The 12,142-nt window shown below is 65.9% G+C and carries 9 protein-coding genes; all 9 read left to right on the top strand.

Annotated elements, in window-relative coordinates:
• The first annotated feature begins 53 nt into the window (after window positions 1–53).
• Window positions 54–1,457 (top strand): UDP-N-acetylmuramate--L-alanine ligase, encoded by a 1,404-nt coding sequence (murC, locus tag C2U70_RS09575; RefSeq protein ID WP_140977757.1) that lies wholly within the window; start codon window positions 54–56, stop codon window positions 1,455–1,457.
• A 5-nt stretch (window positions 1,458–1,462) separates the two neighbouring features.
• On the top strand, window positions 1,463–2,380 hold the full coding sequence (gene murB, locus C2U70_RS09570; RefSeq protein WP_140977756.1) for a UDP-N-acetylmuramate dehydrogenase: 918 nt from the start codon (window positions 1,463–1,465) through the stop codon (window positions 2,378–2,380).
• Between the two features lie 74 nt (window positions 2,381–2,454).
• Window positions 2,455–3,441 carry a D-alanine--D-alanine ligase family protein gene (locus C2U70_RS09565; protein ID WP_140977755.1) on the top strand — a complete coding sequence of 329 codons (987 nt, stop codon included), beginning with the start codon at window positions 2,455–2,457 and terminating at the stop codon, window positions 3,439–3,441.
• 344 nt (window positions 3,442–3,785) lie between these two features.
• Window positions 3,786–4,811 (top strand): cell division protein FtsQ/DivIB, encoded by a 1,026-nt coding sequence (locus C2U70_RS09560; protein WP_140977754.1) that lies wholly within the window; start codon window positions 3,786–3,788, stop codon window positions 4,809–4,811.
• Entirely contained in the window at window positions 4,808–6,127 is a 1,320-nt protein-coding gene (gene ftsA, locus C2U70_RS09555) for a cell division protein FtsA (RefSeq protein ID WP_140977753.1), read from the top strand. Before C2U70_RS09560 ends, ftsA begins: the two co-directional genes overlap by 4 nt.
• Before the next feature lie 87 nt (window positions 6,128–6,214).
• Complete coding sequence (gene ftsZ / locus C2U70_RS09550) at window positions 6,215–7,999, top strand: cell division protein FtsZ (RefSeq protein ID WP_140977752.1); 1,785 nt, start codon at window positions 6,215–6,217, stop codon at window positions 7,997–7,999.
• Between the two features lie 350 nt (window positions 8,000–8,349).
• Window positions 8,350–9,312 carry a UDP-3-O-acyl-N-acetylglucosamine deacetylase gene (gene lpxC / locus C2U70_RS09545; protein ID WP_140977751.1) on the top strand — a complete coding sequence of 321 codons (963 nt, stop codon included), beginning with the start codon at window positions 8,350–8,352 and terminating at the stop codon, window positions 9,310–9,312.
• A gap of 275 nt (window positions 9,313–9,587) precedes the next feature.
• Complete coding sequence (locus C2U70_RS09540) at window positions 9,588–10,469, top strand: outer membrane protein assembly factor BamD (RefSeq protein WP_140977750.1); 882 nt, start codon at window positions 9,588–9,590, stop codon at window positions 10,467–10,469.
• A gap of 24 nt (window positions 10,470–10,493) precedes the next feature.
• On the top strand, window positions 10,494–12,142 hold a 1,649-nt coding region (gene recN / locus C2U70_RS09535), incomplete at its 3' end, for a DNA repair protein RecN (RefSeq protein ID WP_140977749.1).

Genomic DNA, 12,142 nt, shown 5'->3' with positions numbered 1-12,142 from the left:
CGTGGATGCCCGGGACAAGCCCGGGCATGACGACCGGAACGACGGGATACACCATGAGACTGCCGCGCGAGATCGGACCCATCCACTTCGTCGGGATCGGCGGCATCGGCATGAGCGGCATCGCAGAGGTGCTGGTCAATCTCGGCTACACCGTGCAAGGCTCGGACGCCTCGGACAATTACAATCTCGATCGGCTGCGCAAGAAGGGCGCAAAGGTTTCGGTCGGCCACAAGGCGGAGAATGTCGATGGCGCCGACGTCGTCGTCGTGTCGTCCGCGATCAAGCGCGACAATCCGGAATTGATGGCGGCGCGCGCGCAGCGCATTCCGGTGGTGCGCCGCGCCGAGATGCTGGCCGAGCTGATGCGGCTGAAAAGCTGCGTCGCGATCGCCGGCACGCATGGCAAGACCACCACGACCACCATGGTCGCAACCCTGCTCGATGCCGGCGGCATCGATCCGACCGTGATCAATGGCGGCATCATCAACGCCTACGGCTCCAACGCGCGTCTCGGCGCCGGCGACTGGATGGTGGTCGAGGCCGACGAGAGCGATGGCACGTTTCTGAAACTGCCGACGGATGTCGCGATCGTCACCAATGTCGACCCCGAGCATCTCGATCACTTCAAGACGTTCGAGGCGGTACAGGACGCGTTCCGCTTGTTTGTTGAAAATCTGCCGTTCTACGGCTTTGCCGTGATGTGCATCGATCATCCGACGGTGCAGAGCCTGGTCGGCAAGATCGAGGACCGTCGCATCATCACCTATGGCGAGAACCCGCAGGCCGATGCGCGGCTGCTCGACCTCACGCCGATGGGCGGCGGATCGAAGTTCAAGGTCGCGATCCGCAATCGCAAGACCGGCCAGACGCACGAGATCGCGGACCTCATGCTGCCGATGCCCGGACGCCACAACGCCTCTAACGCGACGGCGGCGATTGCGGTGGCGCACGAGCTCGGCGTCTCCGACGACGCGATCCGCAATTCGCTCGCGAGCTTCGGCGGCGTGAAGCGCCGCTTCACCAAGACCGGCGAATGGAATGGCGTCACCGTGATCGACGATTACGGCCATCACCCCGTCGAGATCGCAGCCGTGCTGAAAGCGGCGCGCGAATCCAGCAATGGGAAGATCATCGCCGTGGTGCAGCCGCATCGCTTCACCCGCCTGCAATCGCTGTTCGAGGAATTTTGCACCTGTTTTAACGACGCGGATGCCGTTGTCGTCGCCGAGGTTTATGCCGCCGGCGAAACGCCGATCGACGGCATCGACCGCGATCACTTCGTCGCGGGCTTGCGCGCGCACGGCCATCGCGAGGTGATTCCGCTGCCGCAGGCTTCCGAGCTGGCCGGTATCGTCAAGGGCCTGGCGAAGTCAGGCGATCTCGTCGTGTGCCTCGGCGCCGGCAACATCACGCAATGGGCCTACGCGCTGCCCGGCGAATTGAAGGCGCTGGGGTGAGGGCAGTGGGCTTTCCCGACATTACACCGGAGCTGAAGGCCAAAATGCCCGCCCTTCGCGGGCGCTTGCTCGCGAACCAGTCGCTGGCGGAGCTCACCTGGTTTCGTGTCGGCGGTCCTGCCCAGGTGCTGTTCACGCCGGCGGACGAGGACGATCTCGCTTATTTCCTCGCGCATCTCGCAGTCGACATTCCCGTCTATGTCGTCGGCGTCGGCTCCAACCTCATCGTGCGCGATGGCGGCATTGCGGGCGTGGTGATCCGCCTCGCGCCGCGCGCCTTTGGCGATGCCAGCGCTGATGGCGACGTCGTGACCGCTGGTGCCGCCGCGCTCGACAAGCGCGTCGCGGAAGTCGCAGCCGGCGCCAACATCGGCGGACTCGAATTCTTCTTCGGCATTCCCGGCACCATCGGCGGTGCGCTGCGCATGAATGCCGGCGCCAATGGCGGCGAGACCAAGGACGTGCTGATCGAGGCGACCGGCGTCAGTCGCGACGGCAAGAAGCACACCTTCTCCAATGCGGAGATGAAATTCGTCTACCGCAACAGCGGCGTCGATCCCTCCGTCATCTTCACCTCAGCGCGCTTCCGTGGGCTGATCAGGGATGCTGAGGCGATCCGCGCGCGGATGGCCGAGGTGCAGGCCCATCGCGAGACCGCGCAGCCGATCCGCGAAAAGACCGGCGGTTCGACCTTCAAGAACCCGCCCGGTAACAGCGCCTGGAAGCTGATCGATGCCGCCGGCTGCCGCGGCCTGCGCGTCGGCGGCGCCCAGGTGTCGGAGATGCACTGCAATTTTCTGATCAACACGGGCGATGCCACCGGCCACGACATCGAGACGCTGGGCGAGACCGTGCGCGAGCGCGTGAAGGCGAATTCCGGAATTGAGCTGCACTGGGAAATCAAGCGGATCGGGGTTCCATGATCACCGTCATTCCGGGGCTCGCGACTTCGTCGCGCCCCGGAATGACGAAAACAAATGGGTGACGGACGAATAGCATGCGCACCACCATTCTCTTCGGCGGCTCCAACAAGGAGCGTCTGGTCTCGGTCGCGACCGCGCAGGCGCTGCAGCAGGCGCTGCCCGAGGCCGATCTCTGGTTCTGGGACGTCGAGGACAACGTGCACGTTGTCCCCGCGCAGCAGCTCGCCGAGCACGCGCGCCCGTTCGAGGACGAGTTCAAGCCCGGCACATCAGGCAAGCCGCTCGCGTTGGCGCTCGACCAGGCGAAGGCGGAAGGCCGCGTGCTGGTGCTGGGTTTGCATGGTGGCCGCGCCGAGAATGGCGAATTGCAGGTGATGTGCGAATCGCGCGGCGTGCCCTTCACGGGCTCCGGCTCTGCGTCCTCGCACCTCGCGTTCGACAAGATCGCCGCAAAGCGTTTTGCCGCGCTCGGCGGCGTGACGCCGCCCGACAACATTGCGCTGGACAATCTCGACGCCGCCTTCGCCGAGTACGGCCGCCTGATTGCAAAACCGTCGCGCGACGGCTCCAGCTACGGCCTGATCTTCGTCAACGCCAGGCAGGATCTCGTCGCGGTCCGCAACGCCGCAAAGACCGAGGAGTATGTCATCGAGCCCTTCATCGCCGGCGTGGAGGCGACCTGCGGCGTGCTGGAAAAATCCGACGGCTCGCTGATGTCGCTGCCGCCGATCGAGATCATTCCGGGCGAAGGAAATTTCGACTACGCTGCGAAGTATCTCCTCAAGTCGACGCAGGAGATCTGTCCCGGCCGCTTCACCCCGGAGGTCACCGCGACGTTGAAGGAGCACGCGATGCGCGCCCATCGCGCGATGTCCTGCACGGGTTACTCGCGCTCGGACTTCATCGTCTCCGCAAAAGGCCTCGTGTACCTGGAGACCAACACCTTGCCCGGACTCACGAAATCCTCGCTCTACCCCAAGGCGCTGAAAGCGGAGGGCATCGCATTCGTCGACTTCCTGCGCGACCTGATCGTGCTGGCGGGGCGGAGGGCCGGGAAGTAAGTCTCGGCCGTTAACACCTTGGACGGGCCAAACGGCCCGTTTTGGAACCGAAACCGGTAAAATGCCGGGCGTTGCGGCACAAATACCTCACATATCGAGGCAAAAAGCTCCGCATCTTAACCAATTTTACCTTTTGTTTACCAGGAAGCCCGAAGGTTAACGCTGGCGGCGCATATGCGCTTTGGCTGCCGGCGCGTGAGCTGTCGCGGATGTTCCCGCGATAGCCCCACGTTCCCTGGAGGGGAAAGGCTTCTTCTGCTGAAGACCAGACCCGGCAAGTCCGAGATGTCATGGGCGCCAGACCCCGCGCGATGTTGCGGGCAAACTGTTGACGAGCTCGTGCAATGGATGGTGAAGGCAGCCTCGTTCGATCGGCACTGCGATCGCTGAGGCCCCAAGCTGATCTGAAGGCGGCCGCTGTTGGAGCGGTCGTGCTTCTGCGCGAGTGGTTCGAACAGAAGCGCCAGGAAAAACGCCAAGCAAAAATCGACGAGAAGCGCGCCCGCGCCAAAGCCGTTCCCGAGCGCGAGCCGCCGCCGCGCGTCGTCGCGCTGGTCGAACGCTACGCGCCGCGCCGCGTCGGTATCGTCATGACGCTGCTGCTGCTCACCGCCACCGCCGGTCTTGGTGTGGTGAAGGGCGGCCACCTGCAGGATTTCATCGCCGCCGTCAGCGACGCCCGCAATGCGCTGGCCAATTCCGCAGGTTTTCGCATCACCACGGTCGCGATCAACGGCCGCAAGCAGCTGAGCCAGGACGAGATCCTCGCGATCGGCGGCGTCTCTGGCCGCTCCTCGCTGCTGTTCCTCGATGCCGACGGCGTTCGCGACAGGCTCAAGGCCAATCCGTGGATTGCGGACGCGACCGTGCTGAAACTCTATCCCGGCCAGCTCCAGATCGACATCACCGAGCGTACGGCGTTCGCGCTGTGGCAGACGGCCGGCCGGCTCTCCGTCATCGCCGATGACGGCGCGGTGCTCGAACCCTACGTCTCGCGCCGCTTCCTCAACCTGCCGCTCGTGGTCGGCAAGGGCGCCGATACCCGCGCGCGCGATTTCCTGGCGCTGCTGGCGCGCTATCCGCAGGTGCAGTCGGTGACCAAGGCCGCGATCCTGATCGGCGAGCGGCGCTGGAATCTGCGGCTGAAGGACGGGCTCGATATCCGCCTGCCCGAGCAGGACGTCGGCAACGCGCTCGCCGCACTGTCGAAGCTCGACAAGGACGAAAAACTGTTCTCCAAGGACATCGTCGCGGTCGACATGCGCCTGCCGGATCGCCTGGTGGTGCAACTGTCCGACGACGCCGCCAAGGCGCGCGAAGAGCTGTTCAAGGACAAGAAGTCCAAGAAGAAGTCCGGTGAACCCGCATGACCGGACTTGATCGCAGCCAGACCCCGAAGACGCGCCAGATGCCGCACAAGCGCGGCGGTCTCGTCGCCTGTCTCGACATCGGCACCAGCAAGATCGCCTGCATGATCGCGCGGCTGAAGCCGTCGCAGCCGAGCGAGGCCCTGCGCGGCCGTACCCATGCGGTCGAGCTGATCGGTTACAGCCAGATCCAGTCGCGCGGCATGAAGGCCGGCGCGGTGATCGATCTCGCCGAATGCGAGCAGGCCGTGCGCCAGGCCGTCGGCCTTGCCGAGAAGATGGCCAAGGTCCGCGTTGAGTCCGTGCTGCTCTCGGTCTCCGGCGGAAGGCTCGCGGGCCAGCTCGTCGAAGCCGCCGCCGACATCCGCGGCGGCGCCGTGACGCCGGCCGACGTCAACCGTGTCACCTCCACCGGCATGCACCACGCCACCGGCGAAGGCCGAACCGTGCTGCATGCGCTGCCGGTGGGCTACACGCTCGACGGCGTCAAGGGCATCCGCGATCCCCGCGGCATGGTCGCGCGCCAGTTCGGCGTCGACATGAACGTCGTCACCTGCGATGCGACGGTTGCGCGCAACCTGATGCTGGCGGTCGAGCGCTGCCATCTCAACGTCGAAGCGATGGCCGCAAGCCCTTATGTCGCGGGCCTGTCGGTGCTCACCGACGATGAAGCCGATCTCGGGGCTGCCGTCGTCGAGATGGGCGCCGGCACCACGACGATTGCGATCTACTCCGCCGGCCGCTTCGTGCACGCCGCGGGCTTTGCCGTCGGCGGCCAGCACATCACCATGGATCTGGCGCGCGGCCTGTCCGCGACCATCGCGGATGCCGAGCGCATCAAGACGCTGTACGGCACGGTCATCACCGGCGGCTCCGACACGCGCGAGCTGATGTCGGTGCCGACCGCCGGCGACGAGCAGGACCTGCCGCAGATCGTCTCGCGCGCCACCATCGCCAACATCGTCAAGCACCGCGCCGAAGAGATTTTCGAGATGGTGCGCGACCGCCTGAAGGACTCGCCGTTCGCGTCCGAGCCCAATGGCCGCGTCGTGCTCTCGGGCGGAGCCTCGCAGCTCACCGGGCTCGTCGAGCTCGGCACGCAAATTCTCGGTCGTCCGGTGCGGATCGGACGTCCGCTCGGCTTCGGCCGCCTGCCTAATGAGGCGAAGAACGCCGCCTTCGCGGTGCCCGCCGGACTGCTTGTCTACCCGCAATATGTTCACCTCGAACATGTCGAACCGCGGCACACGCGGCAGGTCAAGACAGGGACCGGCGGCTATTTCGGAAAGGTCGGACGATGGCTTCGCGAGGGCTTTTGATGACCAATTTCCGCAATCCCCGAATTTCACCAACTCCCGCGGCCGCCGGCCGGGGCCAAACCACGCGCGCGTGATCGAGAGGCAACCATGACCATCAGCATCAATGTTCCTGACATTCACGAATTGAAGCCGCGGATCACCGTGTTTGGCGTCGGCGGCGCCGGCGGCAACGCCGTCAACAACATGATCACGGCGGGCCTTCAGGGCGTCGACTTCGTGGTCGCCAACACCGACGCGCAGGCGCTGACGATGTCGAAGGCGCAGCGCATCGTGCAGATGGGCACGGCCGTGACGCAAGGCCTCGGCGCCGGCTCGCAGCCGAACGTCGGTGCAGCCGCTGCCGAAGAAGTGCTCGACGAATTGCGCGACCATCTCTCGGGCGCCAACATGGTGTTCGTCACCGCCGGCATGGGCGGCGGCACCGGCACGGGTGCCGCTCCCGTCATCGCCAAGACCGCGCGCGAGATGGGCATCCTCACCGTCGGCGTCGTGACCAAGCCGTTCCACTTCGAGGGTCAGCGCCGCATGCGCACGGCGGAAGCCGGCATCGCCGAGCTGCACAAGGTGGTGGATACGCTCCTCATCATCCCGAACCAGAACCTGTTCCGGGTCGCCAACGAGAAGACCACCTTCGCCGACGCCTTCGCGATGGCCGACCAGGTGCTCTATTCGGGCGTTGCCTGCATCACCGACCTGATGGTCAAGGAAGGCCTGATCAACCTCGACTTCGCCGACGTCCGCGCCGTCATGCGCGAAATGGGCAAGGCGATGATGGGCACGGGCGAGGCCTCCGGCGACAAGCGCGCGCTGACCGCCGCGGAAGCCGCGATCGCCAACCCGCTGATCGACGATAGCTCGATGAAGGGTGCCAAGGGTCTCCTGATCTCGATCACCGGCGGCAAGGATCTCACCCTGTTCGAGGTCGACGAAGCCGCGACCCGTATCCGCGAGGAAGTCGACCAGGACGCCAACATCATCGTCGGCGCGACCTTCGACGAAGCGCTCGACGGCCTGATCCGCGTCTCGGTCGTCGCGACCGGCATCGAGAAGGATCAGATCGCCCGCAACGCCCAGGCGACCAGCGCGCCGGTGGCCGCCGTCGCCGCTCCGCAGGCGCCTGCCGCGGTCGCCGAGAGCCGTCTCGCCGATCTCACCGCGCGCCTGCGCGCCGACAACCAGCGCCTCGCCGAGCGCGCCCAGAAGCTGGAAGCCCAACCCGCTCCGGCACCTGTTGCGGCCGCTCCGGTTGCGCCGCGCCCGAGCGTCGAGCGTGCTGCGCTCGCCGCGATCGCAGCCGCCGTTGCCGAGGTGCCGCAGGCGCCCGCGCCGGTGCAGCCGGCCTCCTATGGCGACGTCACCGTGCGTCCGATCGCGCAGAAGCCCACGCTGTTCCCCGAGCCGGAAGCAGCACCGGTGGCGACCAACGAGCCAATGGTCCCCGAAACCTTCATCGCACCGCAGCCTGCGCGCCCGCCGGTGCGCGCACCGCGGATGCCGAATTTCGAGGACCTGCCGATGACGGCCCAGGCCGAGATTCGCCAGGCCCGGGGTGAGACGGAGGAAGAGACCCCGCAGAAGCGTCTGTCGCTGCTGCAGCGGCTCGCCAATGTCGGCCTCGGCCGCCGCGACGAGGAGACCGAGGCTCCCGTTGCGGCCCGCAGCTCGGGTCCGGCGATGCCGGCGCTCCCCGAGCGCAAGCCGCAGCGCTCGGTCGCCCAGCAGATCGCGTCGCATGAGCCGGTATCGGAGTATGCTCGTCGTCCCGCGCCGCAAGGTTTGGACGCTCATGGCCGCCCGGCGCCTGTTGCGCCGGCGCCACAGGGTGACGACCATCTTGATATTCCGGCCTTCCTGCGGCGCCAGGCGACCTGACGATTGTTACAATCCCAGTTGTGGAAAAGGTCCCGGCGAGATGATCGCCGGGACCTTTGCTTTTGGCCCGTAGCATCCCGGGTTGCCGAGGCAAGGCGCTGATTCTAAATGATTAATTATGCATTCGGTGATCGAATGTGGTTGCCAAAAACCCCCTCCGCCGTGCCGCAATTTGGTTAAGCCTTGGCGCGAATGCGGCAGAGTTGGGGTAACAATTGGTAAAAAAGCGTGAGTTGGCGCTGTTTGGGGCAGTGACTATGGTCTGCCGTGACTTGGGGATACGCGGATTCGAACGGACGATCTCGGTCGGTTAGTTGAGTCCTGTATAAGTCGTAGTGGGGCAGTTCCTGATGAAATCCAGCCGGCAAACAACGCTTCGTGCGCAGGCCACCGTGGCTGGCGTCGGCGTTCATTCCGGTCTCCCCGTCACCCTCACCATGGGACCTGCACCGATCGATGCAGGTTTTATTTTTGTCCGCACCGGTCTCGAAGGCTGTGACCGTGAAGTGCAGGCAACTGCCGAGCAGGTGATCTCGACCGAATTCGCGACCGTGCTGGGCGATAGCGAAGGCCCGCTGGTCTCTACCGCAGAGCATGTGCTGGCCGCTTTGCGCGGCATGGGTGTGGACAACGCCACCATCGAGATCGACGGTCCGGAAGTGCCGATCATGGACGGCAGCGCGGCGGCTTTCGTCGCGGCGATCGACCAGGCCGGCATCGTCAGCCAATTGGCGCCGCGCCGTTTCATCCAGGTTTTGAAGCCGGTTTCGGTTGCGATCGGCGATTCCTTCGGCGAGCTCAAGCCCAATGCCAACGGCTTCCGCGCCGAGGTCGAGATCGACTTCGTCAATCCCGTCATCGGCAAGCAGAGCTACACGCTCGATCTCAGCCCCGAGCGGTTCCGCCGCGAGATTTCCCGTGCCCGCACCTTTGGCCTGATGGCCGACGTGGCGCGGCTGTGGGGCGCGGGTTTTGCGCTCGGCGCCTCCTTCGAGAACACCGCGGTGTTCGACGACGAGCGGTTGCTGAACCCTGAAGGCCTGCGCTTCGCCGATGAATGCGCGCGCCACAAGGCGATGGACGCGGTGGGCGATCTGGCGCTGGCCGGACTGCCCCTGCTCGGCACCTATCGCTCGGTTCGCGGCGGCCACAAGCTCAACCACGCCGTCCTGACCGCGATGCTCGCCGACCGTACCGCCTGGCGGGTGGTCGAGGGCGAGGCGGTCCGCCGGCCCGCGCGGCCCATGGTCGAGGTCGGCAGCGGTATCGTCGGTGGCCGGATTGCCGCCGCCTACGGCCCGGACGTGTCCTAAGGGACCTTCCAGCCCTGTTCCGGCCACTTTGGCCACGAGCGAATCTCTTGGTAATCATGATTGGCTAGCATCCGCCCGTTGTCGCCTTAATCCGGGCGAAATGCCTGCCTATCCGATTGGTAACGATCGTTTTTTGGATGCACCGGCCTCGTCGCATGGCAGCGCGCCGCGGTCCGGTGATTTCGCACGGGGTATTCTCGCGCCCAAGGCTAAGGTCACAAGACCGGGGTCGGCAGGGGGCGGGCACGCATCACAGGGCGTCAGGTCTCAAACTCATGTCGGCACAGCGTATGACGCGCGAACTAACCAGAGCTTCGGCTCGGCGGCTGCTGCAGGCGGCTGCCTTGTTCATGTTCGCGCTGCCGCTGGGCGGCTGCGGCACCGGCGAGCTCTGGGACAAGTTCACCGCCAAGGACGACACCTTCGTCGAGGAGCCCGCCGACAAGCTCTACAATCAGGGCCTGTACCTGATGAACGAAAAGAAGGACATGAAGGCGGCCAACAAGAAGTTCGAAGAGGTCGATCGTCAGCATCCCTATTCGGAGTGGGCCCGCAAATCGCTTCTGATGTCCGCCTATGCCTCATACCAGGCGGGCGACTATGACGGCTGCATCGGCTCTGCGACGCGCTACGTGACGCTGCATCCCGGCAGCCCGGACGCCGCCTATGCGCAGTATCTGATCGCGGCCTCGCATTACGACCAGATTCCGGACATCAGCCGCGACCAGGGCCGGACCGAGAAGGCGATCGCCTCGCTCGAGGAGGTCGTGCGCAAATATCCGAACTCGGAATACGCCACCTCGGCCAAGGCCAAGATCGAGGGCGGCCGCGACCAGCTCGCCGGCCGTGAGATGAATATCGGCCGCTATTACATGCAGAAGCGCGACTACACGGCGGCCATCAACCGCTACAAGGCCGTGGTCACGCAGTACCAGACCACGCGGCACGTCGAGGAAGCGCTGTTCCGGCTCACCGAGGCCTATCTGACCATCGGCATCGTCGGCGAGGCGCAGACCGCGGCCGCCGTGCTTGGCCACAATTTTCCTGACAGCCGCTGGTACAAGGACGCCTATAATCTTGTAAAATCCGGCGGTCTCGAGCCGAGCGAGAATCAGGGTTCCTGGATGAGCAGGGCCTTCAAGAAGATGGGTCTTTAGCTCTCGGCTAGGAAATTTGGTTCCATGCTGGCGCGTCTGTCGATCCGTGACATCGTCCTGATCGAACGGCTCGATATCGAATTCGCCCGCGGGCTTGCCGTTTTGACCGGCGAGACCGGCGCGGGAAAATCCATCCTGCTCGATGCCTTTGCGCTGGCGCTTGGCGGCCGCGGCGATGCCGGCCTGGTGCGCCACGGCGCAGAGCAGGGCCAGGTCACCGCCGTCTTCGACGTGCCCAAGGGCCATCCGGCGATGAAGATCCTCGCCGAGAACGGGCTCGACGATACCGGTGAGATGATTCTGCGCCGGGTGCAACTCGCCGACGGCCGCACCCGCGCCTTCATCAACGACCAGTCGATCAGCGTGCAGACGCTGAAGGCGGTCGGCACGGCGCTGGTCGAGATCCACGGCCAGCACGACGAACGCGCGCTGGTCGATGCCGCCACCCACCGCCGCCTGCTCGACGCCTTCGCGGGCCTGGAAAAGGACGTCGCCGCCGTCGAGGACCTCTGGGAGGCGCGCCGCACCGCCAACACCGCGTTGGACGAGCACCGCGCCGGCATGGAGCGCGCCGCGCGCGAGGCCGACTATCTGCGCCATGCGTCCGACGAGCTGAAGCAGCTCGCGCCCAGGGACGGCGAAGAGACGCAGCTTGCGAACCGCCGCACCACGATGATGCAGGGCGAAAAAATCGCCTCCGACCTCCGCGAGGCGCAGGAGGCCGTCGGCGGCCATCATTCGCCGGTCGCAACCCTCTCCGCGGCCGTGCGCCGGCTGGAACGCCGCGGTGTCAATTCGCCGGCGCTGGTCGAGCCCGCCGTGAAGGCGATCGATGCCGCGATCAACGCGCTTGAGGAGGCCGACCAGCATTTGCAGGCAGCCCTTGCCGCGACCGATTTCGATCCCGCCGAGCTGGAGCGCATCGAGGAGCGGCTGTTCGCGCTGCGCGCCGCCTCCCGCAAATATTCGACGCCGGTCGATGCGCTGGCGGCACTTGCCGCCAAATATGCCGCCGACGTCCGGCTGATCGATGCCGGTGCCGAGCAATTGAAGAAGCTGGAGCGCGCCGCGATCGAAGCCGATGCGCGCTACGGCACGGCCGCCAAGAAGCTGTCGGCCGCGCGGCAGAAATCGGCGGAAAAGCTCAACAAGGCCGTCAACGCCGAGCTCGCCCCGCTCAAGCTCGAACGCGCAAAATTCATGACGCAGGTCGACACGGACGAGACTGCGCCGGGGCCGCAGGGCTTTGATCGCGTCGAGTTCTGGGTTCAGACCAATCCCGGCACCAAGCCGGGGCCTATGATGAAGGTCGCCTCCGGCGGCGAGCTGTCGCGTTTCCTGCTGGCGCTCAAGGTCGTGCTGTCTGACCGCGGCTCCGCGCCGACGCTGGTGTTCGACGAAATCGACACCGGCGTGGGCGGCGCGGTAGCGGATGCCATCGGCGGCCGCCTCGCACGCCTTGCCGGCAAGGTACAGGTGATGGCTGTGACCCACGCGCCGCAGGTCGCCGCCCGCGCCGACCAGCACCTGCTCATTTCCAAGGACGCCCTCGACAAGGGCAAGCGCGTCGCCACCCGCGTCAACGCGCTCGCCGCCGACCACCGCCGCGAGGAGATCGCGCGGATGCTCGCGGGCGCGGAGATTACGGCGGAGGCGCGGGCGGCGGCGGAACG

Source organism: Bradyrhizobium guangdongense (genome assembly GCF_006483445.1).
In the GTDB taxonomy this organism is placed as follows: Bacteria; Pseudomonadota; Alphaproteobacteria; order Rhizobiales; family Xanthobacteraceae; genus Bradyrhizobium; species Bradyrhizobium guangdongense_A.
Note: the sequence above shows the minus strand (reverse complement) of the source record. Positions and strands in the feature narration are given on the sequence as shown.

Bases quoted from the DNA above. Each gene is read 5' to 3' on its own strand.
- murC (WP_140977757.1), top strand. From the start codon at position 54: ATGAGACTGCCGCGCGAGATCGGACCCATCCACTTCGTCGGGATCGGC.
- C2U70_RS09565 (WP_140977755.1), top strand. From the start codon at position 2,455: ATGCGCACCACCATTCTCTTCGGCGGCTCCAACAAGGAGCGTCTGGTC.
- C2U70_RS09560 (WP_140977754.1), top strand. From the start codon at position 3,786: ATGGATGGTGAAGGCAGCCTCGTTCGATCGGCACTGCGATCGCTGAGG.
- ftsA (WP_140977753.1), top strand. From the start codon at position 4,808: ATGACCGGACTTGATCGCAGCCAGACCCCGAAGACGCGCCAGATGCCG.
- ftsZ (WP_140977752.1), top strand. From the start codon at position 6,215: ATGACCATCAGCATCAATGTTCCTGACATTCACGAATTGAAGCCGCGG.
- lpxC (WP_140977751.1), top strand. From the start codon at position 8,350: ATGAAATCCAGCCGGCAAACAACGCTTCGTGCGCAGGCCACCGTGGCT.
- C2U70_RS09540 (WP_140977750.1), top strand. From the start codon at position 9,588: ATGTCGGCACAGCGTATGACGCGCGAACTAACCAGAGCTTCGGCTCGG.